The sequence below is a fragment of the Paraburkholderia denitrificans genome (assembly GCF_042655705.1).
GTDB classification, from domain to species: Bacteria; Pseudomonadota; Gammaproteobacteria; order Burkholderiales; family Burkholderiaceae; genus Paraburkholderia; species Paraburkholderia denitrificans.
The window spans coordinates 1-18,792 of record NZ_JBHSMP010000027.1 but is presented as its reverse complement, the minus strand read 5'-3'; the positions used below and the strand labels follow the sequence as shown (position 1 = coordinate 18,792).

Here is an 18,792-nt window from a genome sequence, read left to right as displayed (position 1 = left end):
GACATGGGCATCCGTGGACTCCTGTGGCTGGCCGTCCTGTTCGCCGTCGCCGCTACGCTCGCGACGCTCGGCCGCTTCGACGCCGGTCAGGTGCTGTTCGTCTACCCGCCGTATCGCGTCGACGTTTCGCTCAACCTCTTCGTCGTCGGCGTCGTGGTGGCGTTCGTGCTGCTCTACGCGATCCTGCGCTTCGTGCGCAACATCGTGACGATGCCGCGCCGCGTCGCCGCCTACCGCGCGCGCATGCGTACGCAGCGGGCGCATTCGGCGCTGCGCGACGCGGTCAGCAATCTGTACGCGGGGCGCTTCTCGCGTGCGGAAAAGGCCGCGCGCGACGCGCTCGCCGACAAGCGCAACACGGGCGTCGCGGGCCTTATCGCCGCGAATGCCGCGCACCGGCTGCATGAGTACGCGCGCCGCGACGAGTGGCTCAAGCAGGTCGAGGATCCTGAACTTCAGGAAGCGCGCCTGCTGGCGACGGCCGACATGCGCGCCGATGGCCGCGACGCCGATGGCGCGCTCGCCGCGCTCACCGAGATGCGCTCGCAGGGCGGCCGCCGGATTCACGCGCAGCAGATCGCGCTGCGCGCGCAGCAACAGCTGAAGAACTGGGGCGAGGTGCTCAAGCTCGTGAAGACGCTGGAAAAGCGCGAGGCGCTGCATCCGGCTGTCGCGGTGCGCCTGCGCCAGCTTGCGGCGGAAAACCTGCTGCGCGACCGCCGTCACAACGCGGATGCGCTGCTCGAATTGTGGCAATCGCTTTCGCCCATCGAGCGTCACTCGCCGCGTCTCGCCGATTGCGCCGCCGAACTGCTGATTGCGCTCGATCGCCAGAACGACGCGCGCAAGATCGTCGAAGAAGCGCTCGCGCAGAACTGGGACGCGCGTCTGTTGCGCCGCTATCCGGATACGGCGGGCAGCGATGCGCTGCCGCTCATCCAGAAAGCCGAGGCATGGCGCAAGGAGCGGCCCGAGGACGGCGACCTGCTGTTCGCGCTTGGCCGCCTGTGCCTGAAGCAGCAGCTTTGGGGCAAGGCGCAGTCGTTCCTCGAAGCGGCGCTCAAGTCCGCCCAGGGAAGCGATAACGAGCCGCTCAAGATCCGCTCGCATCGCGCGCTCGCGCGCCTGCACGAGGAGCTTGGCGACCGCGAGAAGGCTGCGGGCCATTATCGCGAGAGCGCGCTGTCGATGAACGTCGTGTGAGCGGGCAACTGCCGGCGTCAACATGAAATGCGGCCGCTTTATGCGGCCGTATTTCATGGCGCTGCGAATGCGTGCGTACGGGTGCGCGTAAAGGCGCGCGCAGCGGTTCACGGCTTCGCAGGCGACGCGTGTCCTGCCTGTACCGTCAGATCCACGGTCCGGCGTATCCGATTGGCTATAATGTCGCCATCCCTTAACGTCCGGTTTCCGCGCCGGCGCGCTTCGTCCGCGAGGCGCGCGCGAGGCAGGTTGTGCGCGGAGTCGCCGGTTTTTCATCTGAACTGAGAGCGCACATGAGCTTCGCAAACGTCCCCGCAGGCAAAGATCTACCGCAAGACTTCAACGTGATCATCGAGATCCCCGCGCAGAGCGACCCGGTGAAGTACGAAGCCGACAAGGAACTCGGCCTGCTGGTCGTCGACCGTTTTGTCGGCACGGGCATGCGTTATCCGGTGAACTACGGCTTCATCCCGCAGACGCTCTCCGGCGACGGCGATCCGGTCGACGTGCTCGTGATCACGCCGTTCCCGCTGCTGGCCGGTGCCGTGGTGCGTTCGCGCGCGGTCGGCATGCTGCAGATGACCGACGAGTCGGGCGTCGACGCCAAGCTGATCGCAGTGCCGCACGACAAGGTCTGCCCGATGACGGCCGGCATCAAGTCGATCGACGACGTGCCGCAATACCTGAAGGACCAGATCAAGCACTTCTTCGAGCAATACAAGTCGCTCGAAAAGGGCAAGTGGGTCAAGGTGGACGGCTGGGCCGGCATCGAAGCCGCGCACAAGGAAATCACCGAAGGCGTCGCGAACTTCAAGAAGTAAGCTGCTCGTTGAAGTACTGGAAGGATTGGATGCATCGGCAGCATCGCGTCGCGCGGTGCTGCAAGTAGAGCCGCATGAGCCGCACTGGCCATGCGGCTTTTCTCATGGTGCGGGCGTGGAATCCGGCCCGGCGGCTTCGGTGGCTTCGTCCGCTTCGTCTGCTTCGGCGGGCGCTACGACCGGCAGCACCGATTCGAGCGTGCGCGCCCCGGCTGCGAGCGCGCGTTTCTCACGCGCGGTCAACTGCTTGACCCGGTACTCGGCGCGCAAAGCGTGCGCGCGGTCGGCAAGTTCGAACGACGCGAGCACCTGCACCGGCTTGTGCGAGCGCGTATAGCGCGCACCCGTGCCGTTCGCGTGCTGTGCAAAGCGCGCGGCGACATCGACGGCAATGCCGGTATAAACGCTGCCATCGGCGCATTCGAGCAGGTAGAGAAACCACGGCATGGCGCGTTCGTTATCGCAGGGACGAGTTAGGGGCGAGTTAGGGACGAAACGGATTATGCTCGTTCAGCTCGTCGACGTAAGCATGAATGTGGTGTTTTTCGCTGTCGAGAAAGTGGGCGACGGCATCGGCGAACGCCGGGTGCGCGAGCCAGTGCGTCGAGCGCGTCGCGCTCGGCATGAAGCCGCGCGCCATCTTGTGCTCGCCCTGCGCGCCGCCTTCGAACACGGCGAGCTTTTCCTCGATGCAGAATTCGAGCGGCTGGTAGTACGCCGTTTCGAAATGCAGGCACGGCACGTGCTCGAGCGCGCCCCAGTAACGGCCATAGAGCGTGCCGCCGCCGTGCTCGCCGCGCTGATACACGACGAGCGAACTCGCAATCGGCTTGCCTTCGTATTCGGCGATCACGAGCAGCAGGTTCTCCGGCATCGACGCGCCGATCATGCGGAAGAAGTCGAGGTTCAGATAGGGCGTCGAAAAATGCTCGCGGTAGGTCTGCCGGTAGCAGCGGCTGAAAAAGCGCCACTCGGCATCGCTGATGTCTTCGCCGCGCACGCGCCTGGTCGTCACGCCTGCGTCGCGCACCTTGCGCCGCTCCGCGCGGATGTTCTTGCGCTTCTTTTGTTCGAGCGTAGACAGGAAATCGTCGAAATCGCGGTAACCGTCGTTAAGCCAGTGAAACTGCACGCCGTCGCGCTGCATCATGCCGAGCGCGGTCATCGCATCCGCTTCCTCGACGGTCGGAAAAAGCACGTGCAGCGACGACACATCCGCCTGCTCGGCGAAGGCCAGCAGCGTTGCGGCGAGGTGGCGGCGCGCGGTCGTGTCCGCCGCGATCAGGCGCGTGCCCTGCACGGGCGTGAACGGCACGGCGCACAGCAGCTTCGGGTAGTAATCGAGGCCGTTGCGTTTATACGCGTCGGCCCAGGCCCAGTCGAACACGTATTCGCCGTACGAGTGGCTTTTCAGGTAGACGGGCGCGGCGGCTGCGAGCTGGCCCGTGCGCGTGTCGGTCAGCGTGACGAACTGCGGCGCCCAGCCTGCCTCGGACGTCGCGCAGCGCGTGGCGTGCAGCGCCGAGAGGAATTCGTGGCGCAAAAAGGGCGTGGGTTGCGCCTGCTGCGCGAGCAGCGCATTCCAGGCGGCGCTATCCACCTCGGCCGGTGAGCCGAGAATGCCCGTGCGATAATCGAAACGTTCCTTATTCAACTTGCGTGCCAGTCCGATAAGGCATGCGCCGGCTTTCGAGCGCCGACCGAAATTGCGGCAAACGGTCATGGTAAAGCAAACGCCCAGAACGGGTGGGGACCGCACCGCACCGCATCGCGTCGTGCACCGGTTCGCTATCGACGCAGGCCCTAGGATTATCAAAATGAAAGAGCGCTTCTTCAACCTCTATACGCATGGCTTTGCACGCGTGGCCGTGGGCGTGCCGCGCTGCCGCGTGGCGGACCCTGCGTTCAACGCCAGCGCGACGCTTGCGCTCGCGCGCGAGGCCGCGGGCCGCGGCGCCGCGCTCGTCGCGTTTCCCGAACTGGGCCTTGCGGCCTATACCTGCGACGACCTGTTTCGCCAGAAGGCGCTGCTCGATGCGTGCGAGCATGCGCTGCAGTCCATCATCGAGGCGTCGACGTCGCTGCCGCTCGCAATGATCGTCGGCCTGCCGGTGCGCGTCGGCCAGTCGCTCTTCAATTGCGCTGCCGTGGTCGCGGGCGGACGCATCGCGGGCCTCGTACCGAAGAGCTATCTGCCGAACTACGGCGAGTTCTACGAGCCGCGCCAGTTCAGCGCCGCCGATTGCGCGCGCACCGATACCGCGCGCCTGTGCGGCGAGGAAGTGCCGTTCGGCGCTTCGCTGCTGTTCGATCTGCCGCAGGTCGAAGGCTTGCGCTTTCATGTGGAAATCTGCGAGGACGTGTGGGTGCCGATTCCGCCGTCGTCGTTCGCGGCGCTCGCGGGTGCGTCGGTGCTCGTCAATCTTTCGGCGTCGAACGTCGTGGTCGGCAAGGCCGGTTACCGCCATCAGCTCGTTTCGCAGCAGTCGGCGCGCTGTCTCGCCGCGTATCTCTACACCTCGGCGGGCAAGGGCGAATCGACGACCGACATGGCATGGGATGGCCAGGCGCTCGTCTACGAAAACGGCGAGTTGCTCGCGCAGTCGGAGCGCTTTCACGACGACTCGCAGCTCATCTTCGCCGATGTCGATATCGAGCGCCTCGCGCAGGAGCGGATCCGCCAGACCACCTTCGGCGATTCGATTCGCCGCCATCGCGACGAGATCGCGAAGTTGCGCGTGATCCGCTGCGAGATGCCGCATGCGGGCGCCTGGAGTGTGCCGGTGCTGCCGCTCGAACGCCGGGTCGAACGCTTCCCGTACGTTCCCGCCGATCCGAAGCGCCGCGACGAACGCTGCAACGAGGTCTACAACATCCAGGTGCAGGCGCTCGAACAGCGCCTGTCGCAGAGCGGCATCAAGAAGGTGGTGATCGGCGTGTCCGGCGGGCTCGACTCCACGCACGCGCTGCTCGTGTGCGCGAAGGCGATGGACCGGCTCGGGCTGCCGCGCACGAATATTCTTGCGTACACGATGCCCGGCTTCGCGACGAGCGAGCGCACGCTGCGCCAGGCGCGTCAGCTGATGGAGCTGGTGGGCTGCACGGCGTCCGAAATCGACATCCGCCCGAGCTGCATGCAGATGCTCGAAGACCTCGGCCATCCGTATTCCGAAGGCAAGGCCGCCTACGACATCACCTTCGAGAACGTTCAGGCCGGCGAGCGCACGAATCATCTGTTCCGTCTTGCCAACTTCAATCGCGCCATCGTGATCGGCACGGGCGATCTCTCGGAACTCGCGCTCGGCTGGTGCACCTATGGCGTCGGCGATCACATGTCGCACTACAACGTGAACGCGAGCGTGCCGAAGACGCTCATCACGCACCTCGTGTACTGGGTGGCGCAGACGGGGCAGATCGGCGCAAGCGGTTCGGCGGTGCTCGAAGCGATTCTCGACACCGATATCAGCCCCGAACTGATTCCCGGCAAGGAGAACGGCGCGCCCGAGCAGAAGACCGAAAGCGTGATCGGGCCGTACGAGCTGCAGGATTTCAACCTTTACTACACGCTGCGCTTCGGTTTTGCGCCGTCGAAGGTCGCGTTTCTCGCGGAGCATGCGTGGGGCGAGCGCGAGCGCGGTGCATGGCCGGAGCATGCACGAGGCGAGCGCAATCAATACGATCTCGCCGCGATCAAGCGTAATCTGGGCATCTTCCTCGACCGTTTTTTCCGCCAGAGCCAGTTCAAGCGCACGTGCGTGCCGAACGCGCCGAAGGTCGGCTCGGGCGGCTCGCTTTCGCCGCGCGGCGACTGGCGCGCACCGAGCGATGCCGAATCGGCCGTGTGGCTCGCGGATCTCGCGCAGGTGCCGAATTTGGCGCCCGTGCGGGTTGCCGCGTCATGAGCGTGCGCCGCGCAGCGTAGAATTCCCGTAACGAACCCGGTTATTCCGCACCCGGTTTTCATACAGACTCCAACCCGATTCCAATCCGCGATTCCAATCCGATAAGAGACGAGGTCCGCCATGAAACGCATTACTGCCGTCATCAAACCGTTCAAGCTCGACGAAGTGCGCGAGGCGCTCGCCGAAGTGGGCCTCACGGGCCTGACCGTCACCGAGGTCAAGGGCTTCGGCCGCCAGAAGGGACACACCGAGCTGTATCGCGGCGCGGAATACGTGGTCGATTTTCTGCCGAAGGTGAAGATCGAAGTGGTGGTGGCGAACAGCCAGGCCGACCAGGTGATCGACGCGATCATCGGCGCGGCGCGCACCGGCAAGATCGGCGACGGCAAGATTTTCGTGACCGACGTCGAGCGCGTGATCCGCATCCGCACGGGCGAAGAGAACGAAGCGGCTGTCTGACGCGGCCGCTTTTGCCGTAATTTCGCCGCACAAAAAAGCACACGGGCCGCGAACGATGAGTTTCGCGGCCCGTGTCGAGAATAAAAAAACGGTGCGGATGTTCTTGCGGACACCGCACCGATACGCGCCTCTCGCAGCAGCGTGAAAACTTCGATGTAGCTGTTCTGTCTACACCCGCCGGTTAGAACGCGTGCTGGATACCTGCGTACACGCCGGTCTGGCTCGCGCCCGGCAACGGGTTGCCCGTTGCAGCCGACGTGCCGAAGTTGTTGGCGTTCAGACCGAAGTTGGCCGTCGAACTGTTGCGCACCGTTGCCGCCTGGATGTCGAGCAGCGTGCGCTTCGAAATGTTGTACGAGCCGCCGATCGTGTACATCGTGGCGTTGCCGCCGCCGTTGTTCGCGTTGACGTGATAGACCGCCGCGATCAGGGCTGCAGCCGGCGTGGCTTGCCACGTTACGCCGCCCCATTCGTGGTTGGCCGTGGTCGGCTGGCCCGGCAGCTGCCCGGTCATGCCCGACGAACGGATGGCTTCGAAGCCGCCCTGAATCTTGAACGCGCCGAGGAACACGTTGACCATCGCCATGTAGTCGCGCGAGTACGAGAAGATGCCGTTGACGGTGCCGAGATTGTTCGTGTTGATCCCGTCGTATGGGCCGCCGAGCGTACCGTTGGTCGGGTTGCGGATTTCGTCGTACAGGCCGCGGACCTGGAACAGCGAGCTCGTGTACGTCAGCTGAATACCGGCTTCGCGGCCGTTGTTGAAGCTCGTCGAGTTGGAGAACGCGTACTGGCCGTACACGTCGAAGCCGTACCAGTTCGGCGACTGATACGAAATGTTGTTGCTCGACTGCGGCCAGTTACGGCCGCGGACCAGCGAGGCCGACGACCAGTTCGACTGGCCGAACGGGTCGAAGTCCCAAATGCCGTTGGAGATGAACAGCATCCGGCCCAACAGCAGGGTACCGAACTGGTCATTGGCCATGCCGATGGTCGCCCAGCGATTAAAGAGCCCGTTGTCGCCGGGGCCGGTGCCGTTTGCCGTGCTGAAGCTGCCTTCCAGGTGGAACAGAACCTTGTTGCCGCCACCGATGTCTTCAACGCCCTTCATGCCCCAGAGGCTGGTGCCCCAGTAGCCGCTTTCGAGCAGGACCTGGCTCGTACCGCGCGTTGCCTGGCCATTCGGGCCCGAGCCGCTGCCGATGCCGTTCATATAGGCCACACCTGCATCGAGGCGGCCATAGAGCGTCACGCTGCTCTGGGCATGCGCGACTACGCCAGCCGACATCAGAGCTGCGGCAAGCAAAGCTTTCTTCATGTTCTCCTCCATACCCTGTCAAAAAGAAAGTCAACCTAAGTACTGCGAAAGACGTCCGCGCGTGTGAATTCACTGCGAACAGAAACCGTCGCGTGCGAGAGGACTACCTCGGGGATCGGCGCGAGGGCCTTAAAGCAAGACGGACAACCCGGCTGTGTTGTCTCGCAGATCCCGTTGTTGACTGGCATCCCTCATTTATTTTGAAGTGAAACTACTTTTAATCAACTTAGTTTTGCTACTTTGGTTACTAATCTATCAAAAAAAGGTCGGCGATGGCGAATGAAATCGCTTGAGGGTTGGCCTGTGTCGTCAAATTGCAATATGACGCCCGGAGGCAATAACAGCCTGCTTTTAAAAAAGTGGCTTGACGCCTTATCCGACAAGGAACACATGGCTGTGCCGAAACGGCGTCAAGAATTGTCACTATTGACGGCGCAACGCCTTGGGGGTAGGCGGGAAGGTTTATTGCGGCGCGGGGAGTGGGGTTCCAGAGGGGTTCTGGAGGCGTTCCCGAGGGTTTCCCGAGTCGCTCCGGAATTGCGCAGCAATAAAAAAGAAAAGGCGCAGAAAGCGCCTTGTAAAACTACTTTTACTACATTGCCGCACTATCGGTCATAAGCGGGGTCATAAGCCGGATCATGAGCGTTCATGTTGCGGCGATGCAGGGCATGATGTCTTCTAATCCGCCTATTTGAGGCTGCCCGAAATGAACTGCCGCAGCCGCTCGCTCTTCGGATTGGCGAAGACCTCGGAGGGCTGGCCTTCTTCCTCGACGCGGCCCTGATGCAGAAACATCACATGATTCGAAACGTTGCGCGCGAAACCCATTTCGTGCGTCACGACGATCATCGTGCGGCCTTCCTCGGCGAGCTTTTGCATTACTTTGAGCACTTCGCCGACGAGTTCGGGGTCGAGCGCCGAAGTCGGCTCGTCGAACAGCATGACGTCCGGCTGCATCGCGAGCGCGCGCGCAATCGCCACGCGCTGCTGCTGGCCACCCGAGAGGTGCGACGGATATTGCTTTTCCACACGCGGCAACAGCCCGACCTTTTCGAGGTATTCGCGCGCGCGGTCCTCAGCCTCGCGTCGCGGCAGGCCCAGCACGTGCACGGGCGCCTCGATCACGTTCTCCAGCACGTTCATGTGCGACCACAGATTGAAGTGCTGGAACACCATCGCGAGCTTCGTGCGCACGCGCTGGAGCTGCTTCGTGTCGGCCACTTGCAGCGCGCCGGTGCGCGCGTCGGCGCGCGTGAGCACTTCTTCGCCGTCGACGACGATGCGCCCGGCGTTGGGCTGTTCGAGAAAGTTGATGCAACGCAGCATCGTGCTCTTGCCGGAGCCGGACGAGCCGATCACGCTGATTACGTCGCCGGCATTCGCCGTAAGCGAAACGCCCTTGAGCACTTCATGGTCGCCGTACCGCTTGTGCAGGTCATCGATGCAAAGCTTTTGTTTCTGGGAATTCATCAGGGTCCTCGGTGCGGGCTCACTTGCCTTGCGGTCGCAGATACGCGAGCCAGCGGCGCTCGGCGCGGCGGAACAGCCACACCAGCGTGAATGAAATAGTCAGGTACAGCATGGCGGCGATGCCGAATGCCGTGAACGTCTGGTAGGTCGCCGAATTGACGTCGCGTGCGATCTTGAGAATGTCCGGCACGGTGGCCGTGAACGCGACGGTCGTCGCGTGCAGCATCAGGATCACTTCGTTGCTGTAATAGGGCAGGGCCCGGCGCAGCGCCGAAGGCAGGATCACGCGGCGATAGAGCGTGAACGACGACATGCCGTACGCGCGCGCGGCTTCGATTTCGCCGTAGGGCGTCGACTTGATCGCGCCCGCGAAGATTTCGGTCGTGTACGCGCAGGTGTTGAGCGTGAACGCAAGCAGCGTGCAGTTCATGCCGCTGCGAAAGAACGCGCTCGTGAGTTCGTGGTTGCGCACGATTTCGAGGCTGTAGAGGCCGGTGTAGCACAACAGCAGCTGCACGTAGAGCGGCGTGCCGCGGAAGATATACGTGAAGAGCCACACGAGGCCCGCGAGCCACTTCTTCTTCGAGACGCGCGCGACCGCGAACGGCACCGAAAGGCAGAAACCGATGCCGATCGACACGACGAGCAGCCAGAGCGTGATGGCGACCCCGGTGAAGTGATAGCCGTCGGAGAAAAGGTAGTTGCGCCAGTATTGCTGGATCAGCTGGGTCAAGTCTTGCATTGTCGTTGGCCTTGTCTTGCGGATCCGCTTAGAGGTCTGCCTTGCGCACGCCGGTGGAGTAGCGCTTTTCGAGGTACATCAGCACGAAGTTCGAGATCGTCGTGATGACGAGATAGATCGCGCCTGCGAGCAGCGTGAAAAAGAAGAACCGCAGCGTGCCCTTGCCGGCGTCCTGGCTCGCCTTGACGACGTCGGCGAGACCGATGATCGACACGAGCGCCGTCGACTTCACGAGCACCTGCCAGTTGTTGCCGATGCCGGGCAGAGCGAAGCGCATCATCTGCGGGAACATGACGCGGCGAAATACCTGCCAGTTCGTCATGCCGTACGCGTGGGCCGCTTCGAGCTGGCCGCGCGGCACCGCGAGGAACGCGCCGCGGAAGGTTTCCGTGAAGTACGCGCCGTAGATGAAGCCGAGCACGATCACGCCGGCGAGAAAGGGATCGATGTCGATCTGGTCCCAGCCGAGCAGGTCGGTGAGATCGTTCAGCCAGATCTGCAGGCTATAGAAGAGCAGCAGCATCAGCACGAGGTCGGGGACGCCGCGGATCAGCGTGGTGTAGACCGTGCCCGCGCCGTTGACGGCGCGGTTCTTCGAGAGTTTCGCTGCCGCGCCGAGCAGTCCGAGCACGAACGACAGCACGAGCGACAGCACGGAGAGCTGGACGGTCTGCCAGGTGCCGGCGAGGATCAGCGGGCCGTAGCCTTGAAGAAACATAGATGGGTCCTTGACGAGGCGCGTTGTGCGCACCGCGAAAGGCGCGGCTCGACGAGCCGCGGTTCAAATCCGTTCATGAACGTCCAGCCTGGTGGCCGGGTTGCGCGGGGCATCCGCTGCAACCGGGGCGTGCTTCTCGCATCGACCGGGGTCGCCGGCGTTGGCTTGCGAAGGTTTGTACAGGGCTGGGCATCCGACTGCGGGTGAAACTGCGCGTGGTCCGCGGGTCTCACTGTATATAACGAAGCGCGGGCTCGGTACATAGGGTCCGTCCCCGGGGTTCGCGGCTCGTGTGTGTCTCGTCTCGTTGCTACTTGCCTTTATAGATATCGAAATCGAAGTATTGCTTCGCGATCCGGTCGAACGTGCCGTCCTTGTGGATCGCGGCCAGTGCGGCATTGAATTTTGCCTTCAGCTCGGGGTCCTGCTTGCTCAGGCCGATTGCGGTGCCGTCGCCGATCGTCTTCGGATCCTCGACCGCCGGGCCCGCCCATGCGAAGCTCTTGCCGCGCGCCGTCTTCAGGAAGCCGAAGTCGGCCTGGACCTCGTCTTGCAGCGTCGCGTCGAGCCGACCCGACATCAGATCCTGATAGACCTGATCCTGGTTCTGGTACGACACGACATTGATGCCTTTGGGCGCCCAGTAAGCCTTCGCGTAGGCCTCCTGGGTCGAGCCCTGCTCGACGCCGACATTCTTGCCCTTGAGCGAGGCCGCCGTGGGCAGGAGCGGCGAGCCCGTCTTCGCGATCATGCGTGCGGGCGCGTCGAACATCTTGTCGGAGTAGTCGATCTGCTGGCGGCGCTGGTCCGTCACGCTGAGCGACGACACGATCGCATCGAACTTGCGTGCCTTCAGCGCGCCGATGATGCCGTCGAGGTCGCTCTGGACCCAGACGCACTTGACGTTCATGCGTGCGCACAACGCCTTCGTCAGATCGACGTCGAAGCCGACGATCTCGCCGTTGGGCGCTTTCGACTCGAATGGCGGATAGCTCGCATCGACGCCGATGCGCACGGTATGCCACTCTTTGGCGGCGGCGCTGCCCGCAAGGAGGGCGAGCGCGACGCACACTGCGAACTTCTTCATCTTTCTCCTGGTACGGCGGCGCTCACGCGCCCCGGCCTCTGTGTCGTTCAGGCGCCATCGCGGGCAAAAAATGCGGGCCTGATGCCTGCTTTGTGCCTCGCCGGGGTCTGCCTGGTGTGTGCCTGATGTGTGCCTGGCGTCTCTGCATCCGGCCAGCTACGCGGTTTGCGCTCTCGAGACCCGGCCGGTGGGCGGGGCGGGAGCAATGGCAAGACGCGCTGGCCGAAAAGCGCGATATTTTACCCGAAGGCGGAGGCTGCGCCAGACTGTCGAGGGCGATTGTGGCGGGAGGTAAACGTCGCAGCCCTTTGATGTTTCTGGTGAAACGCTGCGGTGCGCGCTTGCGCATTGTGAGATGGAGATACCGCCATTATCTTCAGGTCTTGCAACGAATCAAGGGAGAATCCGATGCTCGCCATCCGCCACGCCGACGAACGCGGCCATGCCAACCACGGCTGGCTCGACACGTTCCACAGCTTTTCTTTCGCGGACTACCACGATCCGGAGCACGTCCACTACGGCGCGCTGCGGGTGCTCAACGACGACCGCGTCGCGGCCGGGCAGGGCTTCGGCGCGCACGGCCACCGCGACATGGAGATCGTGACCTACGTGCTGGACGGCGCGCTCGCGCACCGCGACAGCATGGGCAACGGCTCGACCATCCGGCCGGGCGACGTGCAGCGCATGAGCGCAGGCACGGGCGTGATGCACAGCGAATTCAACGGCTCGAAAGAGGACGAAGTGCATCTGCTGCAGATCTGGCTGCTGCCGCTGGAACGCGGCGGAGCGCCGGGCTACGAGGAAAAGCGCTTCTCCGATGCGGACAAGCGCGGGCAGCTGCGCGTGATTGCGTCGCCGGATGGGCGCGACGGCTCGGTGACGGTGCGCTCCGATGCGTCGATCCATGCGGCGCTGCTCGACGGCGACGAGCGCGCGCAGTACGCGGTTCCGGCCGGGCGGCGTGTGTACGTGCACGTTGCGCGCGGCGCGCTGGAGGTGAACGGCGAGCGGCTTGGCGCGGGCGACGCGGCGATGATCGAGGCCGAGGACAGCGTCACGCTTGCGAACGGCGACAAGGCCGAAGTGTTGCTGTTCGATCTCGCCTGATCGCATCGCCGTGCATCGGGCTCGTGAGGCCGGTGCATGGATAGATAACTGCCTAAAAAGCAAAAGCGCCGCGGTGCGAACCGCGGCGCTTTGATTTTGGGCGGGCAGGCGGGGGAGATCGACGTCTCCCCGGGCCTTACCTGCCGCTGACTGCTTACTGCGCAGCGGCGGGCGCCGACGCCGCGCCGCGATGCTGCTGCCAGTGCTCGCGCATCTTCTCGTGGCGCTGCTCCATCTTCGCGAAGTGCTCCTTGAACGCCGTGCTGACGGTGGTCTTTTGCTGGTCGTTCAGGCCGTTATAGAACGTGAGCCAGGCCTGGGCGGTCTGTTCGTGCAGCTGCGCGCGCTCTTGCTCGATCTTCTGATGCGCCGCGTGCAGCGCGTTCATGTCGAGGATCGGCTGCTTCATCATCGAATCGAGCTGCTGCTTCATCTCTTCGTGACTCTTGCGTGCCTGCTCGCGGCCCTGCTTCATCGTGTCGAGCGCCGCCTGCCATTGCTTTTCCTGGTCGGCGTTCAGGTTCAGCTTGTCGTGCAGCTTCTTGACGCCCATCATGAAATCGCCGTGCATCTGGTGCATGCCCGGACCGCCCTGCGGCGGCATCTGGGCGTGGACGGCGCCCGTAGCGAGGGCGAACGACGCAGCGGCAATGGCGAGAATGCGCGTAGTCTTCTTGTACATGGTGAGGCTCCTGACAATTCCGTGATGGGTGTTATCCGGTGAGGCCCGACCGCTCATCAAAGTGCCTGTTGCCGCATCCGGTGTCCCTAGCCTATCGGGCGCTACCGGGTTGCGTGTTACGCCGCGGGCCGTTGTCGTTACGTCAGATTACTGGCAGCTTTCGCGGTAACACCTCGTAACCCAAACTGCCGCACGGTAAGGAAACGGCTCGCGCACGCGCGTTAAACTTCGTTTCATGGCTACTCAAATACTTGTTGTCGACGACGACGTCGAACTACGCGACCTGCTGCGCGATTATCTGGCGCGCCAGGGCATGGAAGTGTCGGTGCTGCACGACGCGGGCTCGCTCGAGCGGCGCCTCGAGCGCGAGCGGCCCGATCTGATCGTGCTCGACCTGATGATGCCCGGCGTGGACGGTCTCTCCGCGCTGCGCAAGCTGCGCGCGTCCGGCGACGATATTCCCGTCATCATGCTCACCGCGCGCGCGGACGACGTGGACCGCATCGTCGGCCTCGAACTCGGCGCCGACGATTACCTCGGCAAGCCCTTCAACCCGCGCGAGCTGCTCGCCCGCGTGCAGGCCGTGCTGCGCCGCCGCCGCACGCCGCCGTCGGCCGCCGCGCCGGAGCAGCGCGAGCCGTTCTCGTTCGGGCGCTTCACGCTCGATTTCCAGTCACGCACGCTGCACCAGGAAGACAAGCCGCTGCTGCTGTCGGGCAGCGAATTCGCGCTCCTGAAGATCTTCGTCAATCATCCGATGCGCACGCTCACGCGCGAGCGCCTGCTCGAACTGCTGCACGGCCCCGAGTACGACGGCACCGACCGCGGCATCGACGTGCAGGTGTGGCGTCTGCGCCGCATCCTCGAAAGCGACCCGTCCACGCCGCGCTTCATTCAGACCGTACGCGGGCGCGGTTACGTGTTCGTGCCGGACGGCGAGCAGGGCAACCATGCGCCGGCCGGTTGATTCCCTGTTCGGGCGGCTTGCGCTGCTCTTCATCGGCGTTCTGCTGCTGTCCCACGTTGCGTGGTTCGCGCTCGTACGTCTCGAGCGCACCCAGACTCAAACGCGCTATGCCGTCGAAGAAGTGGCCTTCCTCGTCGATGCGGTGCGCGAGCACGTCGCGCGCGCGCCCGACCAGCCGCTGCCGTCGCGCGTGCAGCTCGTCGATCCGGCGAGCGCCGACGTGCCGCCCAGCAGCGAGAGGGCGCCGGCGGCGCTGCGCCGCTTCGTCGACGACGTGCGCGACCGGATGCCGCCCGGCACTGACGTGCGCCCCGGCCCGCCCGGCTTTCCGCCCACGATCTGGGTGCGCGGCCCGCACGACGAGCGCTGGATTGTCGTGCCGGCGCACGCCTTGCGCATCATGCGGCCTATCCAGCGGTTGATTCCGTGGTTCGTCATCATCTTTTCGGCGGCGGTGTTCGCGGCGCTCGTGGCGGCCTGGATGCTGCAAAAGCCGTTGCGCTCGCTCGCCCAGGCCGTGGGGAGCTTCGGCCGAGGGGAACCGGTGCCGCCGGTACGCGAGAGCGGGCCGCGCGAACTGCGCCTGCTCACGCGCGGTTTCAATCAGATGGTGAAGGAAGTGGCGCGCACCGAGCACGACCGCGCGGTCATGCTGGCCGGTGTCGCGCACGATCTGAAGACGCCGCTTGCGCGGCTGCGTCTGCGTGCGGAAATGATGGATGAGGCGCGGGCACGCGATGGTGTGGTGCGCGATGTGGAGTCGATGGCGCATATCGTCGACCAGTTTCTCGTGTTCGCGCACGACGGCGCGGACCGCAGCGAACCCGTCGAGGTGGACGAAACGTGCGAGCGTATCGCGCGCAACTATCGCGCGATGGGCGCGATGGGCGCGACGGGCGATGCGGCGTCCGTTCAGACAAAGCTCGCAGCCGGCGGCGATTTCAGGCTGCCCGCCGCGACGCTGGAGCGCGTGATCTCGAACCTGCTCGACAATGCCCGCGCGTATGGCGCACCGCCCGTGGTGATCGAGACGGCGCGCGGTGCGGACGGTTACGTGCTGACCGTGCGCGATCACGGTCAGGGCATCGCGGCGCAGGATCTGACCCAGGCGAGCCGTCCGTTCGTGCGGCTCGATCCGGCGCGCGGCGGCAACGGCCACAGCGGTCTCGGCCTAGCGATCGTCGAGCGGCTGGTGCGCCGCGCGGGCGGCGAGTTGCAGATCGGGAACGGCGACGACGGCGGTCTCGCCGTGCGCATGACCTTTTCGTTCGATATCGTGCAGCGCACCGTTGCCGAAGCGGCCAGCGCGTGGTGACGGCTCGCGCTCGCGCCGAAAGCCGGGCTTGAAGTCGCTTTAAAGTCGCGCCTAAACGGCGAAAAGCGTGTCGAGCGCCGCGGCGGCTTCGCTGTCGACCGTGTTGTACGTAACGCTGCCGGCCTCGAAGATGTAGTGCGTCGTATACCGGCCAATGCGCGCCAGAATTTCCTCCTGAATCAGCTCGGGCGCGACGTCGAGCTTCAGGTACCAGGCGGTCGAGGACAGGCGCGTCTGAAACGCGCCGTATTCGACCATCAACTGGTCGAACGCGTGAGCATCGTGATCGCGGCAGATAATGACCAGATTCCCCTTCATGCATCCCTCCGGTGTGAGTGAAACGTTACGGTGTTGCTGATGGAGCGCGCCGCGAGATGTGGCACCAATCGTGGCGCCAATTGCCGCACCAACGGCGGCGGCAATGTCGGGTGGATGATACCGCGCATGCCCGGCATGTCCAGGGTGGCTTGCCGCGCGCGCGTGTCCGGTCCCGGCGGCTACAACGCTTCGGTTTCCGTGCGCGGCGGCAGGGCGCCGTCGGCAGGCATTACTTCGCAGCGGTCGCGCCCGGCCGCCTTCGCCACATAAAGCGCAAGATCGGCGCGGCTCAGCAGCCGCTCGGGCAGATCCTGCGACGCAGCCAGTTCCGTGATGCCGATGCTGACGCTTAGATTCGCATCCGGGGGAAGCTCGCCGCGCGCGCCGCTCTTGACCTTCTGCCGCAGGCGCTCGACCACCTCGCGCCCCGTCGAAAGCGAGGTCGCGGGCAGCAGGATGCCGAATTCCTCGCCGCCGAGGCGTCCCACTTCGTCCTCGGCGCGCAGCCCGCTGCGGCAGGTTTCGACGAAATGCCTGAGCGCGTGGTCGCCGGCCGCGTGGCCGAAGCGGTCGTTGATCTGCTTGAAGTAGTCGAGATCGGCGATCGCCATGCACAGCGTCGTGCCGCTCGCGTAGGCGCGGTCGATTTCGCGGCGCAGCAGATCGAGGAAGTAGCGGCGCGAGAGCGCGCCGGTCAGCGCGTCGTGGCGCGCCTCGGCGGCGAGCTGCGCGTTGGCCGACTGCAACTGCTCGGCGAGGTCGCGGCTTGCGCGGTGCAGACGCCGCTCGCGTACCCACGACACCGAGATCACGGCGGCCAGTGCGGCCGAGCCCGCGAGCATCAGGAAGATCAGAAGCCGGTCGCGCCGCTGGTTCGCGAGCAGTTCGGGCCACGCCTGAAGCGGATCGACGAGATGAGCCGACAGCCCGGAATTGAGCCCGCCGCGCGTTTCATACAGCGCGGGCACGTGCAGGCCGGGCAATTCGATCATCTGGGCGGCGTCCTTGGGCGGCATCCAGGGCGCGCTCGCGAGCGCGCGTTGCGCAGCGGAACGCAGCCCGATTTCCGAACGGCGTTTGTTCACCGCCGTGCCGATGCCGGTGCTGGCGTTCGCGTGCGCGACGGGCGAGCCTGGCGAACCCGGCATTGCGTGCCCTTCGAGCGCGCTGTCGTGCGCCATGATGATGACGCCGTTGCCGTCGGTGACGAAGGTGCCCGGATGCGTCACCCAGTGCCGCAGACGCGCGATGCCGACTTTCGCCACCACGGCGCCGACCAGCAGACCGTCGTTGTAAGCGGGCGCGGCGACGACGATGCCGGGCTCGCCGCCCGGGACATCCTCGCCGTAGGTTTCGGAGAACGCGCCGAGCAGCGTGTTGTTCAGATACGTGCGCCCGCGCATGTTCGTGCCGACGTAGGTTGCCTTGTCGGACGCGTTGCTCGATGCGACGCAGACGCCGTTGTCGTTGACGAGCCAGATGGCGTCGAGGCCCGAGAAACCCTGGGCGTCGTGCAGGAAGCGGTCTGCCGTCAAGAGTGCGGGCGTGCGCAGCAGTTCGTTGCGGCGCTCCGGTTGCGTCAGCTGGGGTGTTACGGCGTATTTCTCCGCATCGCTGAGCGCCCGCTGGGCGATGCCCGTTTCGGCCATGGTTGCGGGAATCGCCCGCAACATCGCGAGATCGCTCGCGATGACCTCCGCCATGTTGTCGACGACCGAGCGGGTCATCTGGCGCTGTACGTGCATCGCCGTGTCGAGTTCCCGGCGAACGATGCGGTCGGCGAGCAGGCCCGCGGCGAGCCAGCAGCCGAGTGCGACCGCGACGACCCCGACGGCTATGGCGGTCTGACGCAAGAATCTCCTGTTCATCGGCCTTCGAAATCGTGGGTGGGCGTGGGCGGCGGCGAGCGGCTAGACCGGTAAGCGGTGCGGCGGTCGCCCGTCTCGCTGGCGGACTGGATCTGACGCCGAGCAGGGATTTTACCTCTCGATAACGTCTTGCGAGCATTGGTGTTTTGCTGTGTTGGGCGCTACCGGATGGCGCACCCGCATGCCGCGCCGCGGCTGACGGGTTATGGAGGCGAGGTTGTGCCTGTCATACAGGTTGTAGTAGTGTCGTGCCGATTAGCCCCAGGCAAGCCAAAGGTAGCTGCCCGCCCGGACATGCACCCGCTCGGAGAAGTATCCGGGCGGCCTCCAGGCAGTATTCAGGTAGCACGGGCGACACTAGCGCCGCCCGCGTGTGATCAACGCCAACGAGTCATTGCACCCATGCGCCTTGCCTTTATCACTGCGTCCCGCCCGGGACGCGCGCCCGGATTCGATGCCGCCCGCGCGGCGGCCTGCACGGAGGGCGCCTGAATGGAGTTCGGCTTCAACCTGAACCGCACGGCCAACGCTTCGGCGTGGCGGGTGCTGCCCAATCGCTGGGACTTCGTCGCGTTCCCGCTGATCATCTGCCTGATCGCGATGGCGGCAATCGGCTTTCACGAGACGATGGCGCCAATGTCCGCGCTCAAGACCCAGGCCATCTCGCTCGATCCGTCGATGTTGCCCGAGTACGCCATGCGCACCACGCTGCGCATGCTCGCGGCGATGGTCGCCTCGCTCGCGTTCACACTCGTGTACGGCACGCTCGCGGCCAAGAGCCGGCGCGCGGGCCAGGTGCTCGTGCCGATCCTCGA

At 64.8% G+C, this 18,792-nt stretch carries 17 protein-coding genes and 1 pseudogene; 8 read left to right on the top strand and 10 right to left on the bottom strand.

Annotated elements, in window-relative coordinates; translation table 11 throughout:
• Positions 1-3 precede the first annotated feature (3 nt).
• Entirely contained in the window at positions 4-1,203 is a 1,200-nt protein-coding gene (locus ACFPTO_RS19595; RefSeq protein WP_377713904.1) for a heme biosynthesis protein HemY, read from the top strand.
• A 293-nt stretch (positions 1,204-1,496) separates the two neighbouring features.
• The gene (gene ppa, locus ACFPTO_RS19590; RefSeq protein ID WP_377713903.1) at positions 1,497-2,024 is read left to right on the top strand and encodes an inorganic diphosphatase; all 528 of its coding nucleotides are present in this window, start codon (positions 1,497-1,499) and stop codon (positions 2,022-2,024) included.
• A gap of 102 nt (positions 2,025-2,126) precedes the next feature.
• Here ppa and ACFPTO_RS19585 read toward each other — a convergent pair whose 3' ends face one another.
• Together ACFPTO_RS19585 and ACFPTO_RS19580 are read right to left on the bottom strand one after the other, a co-directional pair.
• Complete coding sequence (locus ACFPTO_RS19585; RefSeq protein WP_377713901.1) at positions 2,127-2,471, bottom strand: GIY-YIG nuclease family protein; 345 nt, start codon at positions 2,469-2,471, stop codon at positions 2,127-2,129.
• A 37-nt stretch (positions 2,472-2,508) separates the two neighbouring features.
• Entirely contained in the window at positions 2,509-3,678 is a 1,170-nt protein-coding gene (locus ACFPTO_RS19580) for a GNAT family N-acetyltransferase (protein WP_296657999.1), read from the bottom strand.
• 163 nt (positions 3,679-3,841) lie between these two features.
• Between ACFPTO_RS19580 and ACFPTO_RS19575 the strand changes: the two genes are divergently transcribed.
• Positions 3,842-5,926 (top strand): NAD(+) synthase, encoded by a 2,085-nt coding sequence (locus ACFPTO_RS19575; RefSeq protein WP_377713899.1) that lies wholly within the window; start codon positions 3,842-3,844, stop codon positions 5,924-5,926.
• Positions 5,927-6,046: 120 nt separating this feature from the next.
• On the top strand, positions 6,047-6,385 hold the full coding sequence (locus ACFPTO_RS19570; protein ID WP_293041664.1) for a P-II family nitrogen regulator: 339 nt from the start codon (positions 6,047-6,049) through the stop codon (positions 6,383-6,385).
• Between the two features lie 181 nt (positions 6,386-6,566).
• Here ACFPTO_RS19570 and ACFPTO_RS19565 read toward each other — a convergent pair whose 3' ends face one another.
• The 5 genes from ACFPTO_RS19565 to ACFPTO_RS19545 form a co-directional block, all read right to left on the bottom strand.
• On the bottom strand, positions 6,567-7,703 hold the full coding sequence (locus tag ACFPTO_RS19565; RefSeq protein ID WP_377713897.1) for a porin: 1,137 nt from the start codon (positions 7,701-7,703) through the stop codon (positions 6,567-6,569).
• A 687-nt stretch (positions 7,704-8,390) separates the two neighbouring features.
• The gene (locus ACFPTO_RS19560; protein ID WP_377713895.1) at positions 8,391-9,173 is read right to left on the bottom strand and encodes an ABC transporter ATP-binding protein; all 783 of its coding nucleotides are present in this window, start codon (positions 9,171-9,173) and stop codon (positions 8,391-8,393) included.
• A gap of 19 nt (positions 9,174-9,192) precedes the next feature.
• Complete coding sequence (locus tag ACFPTO_RS19555; RefSeq protein WP_377713894.1) at positions 9,193-9,915, bottom strand: ABC transporter permease; 723 nt, start codon at positions 9,913-9,915, stop codon at positions 9,193-9,195.
• A gap of 28 nt (positions 9,916-9,943) precedes the next feature.
• Entirely contained in the window at positions 9,944-10,633 is a 690-nt protein-coding gene (locus ACFPTO_RS19550; RefSeq protein ID WP_377713892.1) for an ABC transporter permease, read from the bottom strand.
• 310 nt (positions 10,634-10,943) lie between these two features.
• Positions 10,944-11,720, bottom strand: a complete 777-nt coding sequence (locus tag ACFPTO_RS19545; protein WP_377713890.1) for an ABC transporter substrate-binding protein — start codon at positions 11,718-11,720, stop codon at positions 10,944-10,946.
• A gap of 408 nt (positions 11,721-12,128) precedes the next feature.
• Between ACFPTO_RS19545 and ACFPTO_RS19540 the strand changes: the two genes are divergently transcribed.
• Positions 12,129-12,827, top strand: coding sequence for a pirin family protein (locus ACFPTO_RS19540; protein ID WP_377713888.1), 699 nt, complete (start codon positions 12,129-12,131; stop codon positions 12,825-12,827).
• Between the two features lie 154 nt (positions 12,828-12,981).
• Here the strand turns inward: ACFPTO_RS19540 and ACFPTO_RS19535 are convergent, their stop codons facing one another.
• Positions 12,982-13,509, bottom strand: coding sequence for a periplasmic heavy metal sensor (locus ACFPTO_RS19535; RefSeq protein ID WP_377713886.1), 528 nt, complete (start codon positions 13,507-13,509; stop codon positions 12,982-12,984).
• Between the two features lie 235 nt (positions 13,510-13,744).
• Between ACFPTO_RS19535 and ACFPTO_RS19530 the strand changes: the two genes are divergently transcribed.
• Positions 13,745-14,476, top strand: coding sequence for a response regulator (locus ACFPTO_RS19530; RefSeq protein WP_293041681.1), 732 nt, complete (start codon positions 13,745-13,747; stop codon positions 14,474-14,476).
• Complete coding sequence (locus ACFPTO_RS19525) at positions 14,460-15,791, top strand: ATP-binding protein (protein ID WP_377713884.1); 1,332 nt, start codon at positions 14,460-14,462, stop codon at positions 15,789-15,791. Before ACFPTO_RS19530 ends, ACFPTO_RS19525 begins: the two co-directional genes overlap by 17 nt.
• 51 nt (positions 15,792-15,842) lie before the next feature.
• Here ACFPTO_RS19525 and ACFPTO_RS19520 read toward each other — a convergent pair whose 3' ends face one another.
• Both ACFPTO_RS19520 and ACFPTO_RS19515 read right to left on the bottom strand, forming a co-directional pair.
• Positions 15,843-16,109, bottom strand: coding sequence for a double-stranded DNA-specific endonuclease (locus ACFPTO_RS19520; protein ID WP_377713882.1), 267 nt, complete (start codon positions 16,107-16,109; stop codon positions 15,843-15,845).
• 179 nt (positions 16,110-16,288) lie between these two features.
• Complete coding sequence (locus tag ACFPTO_RS19515) at positions 16,289-17,977, bottom strand: GGDEF domain-containing protein (RefSeq protein WP_377713880.1); 1,689 nt, start codon at positions 17,975-17,977, stop codon at positions 16,289-16,291.
• 492 nt (positions 17,978-18,469) lie between these two features.
• On the opposite strand from ACFPTO_RS19515, the pseudogene ACFPTO_RS19510 reads away from it, so the two are divergent.
• Positions 18,470-18,792: pseudogene (locus ACFPTO_RS19510) on the top strand (sulfonate ABC transporter permease); the annotation flags it as partial.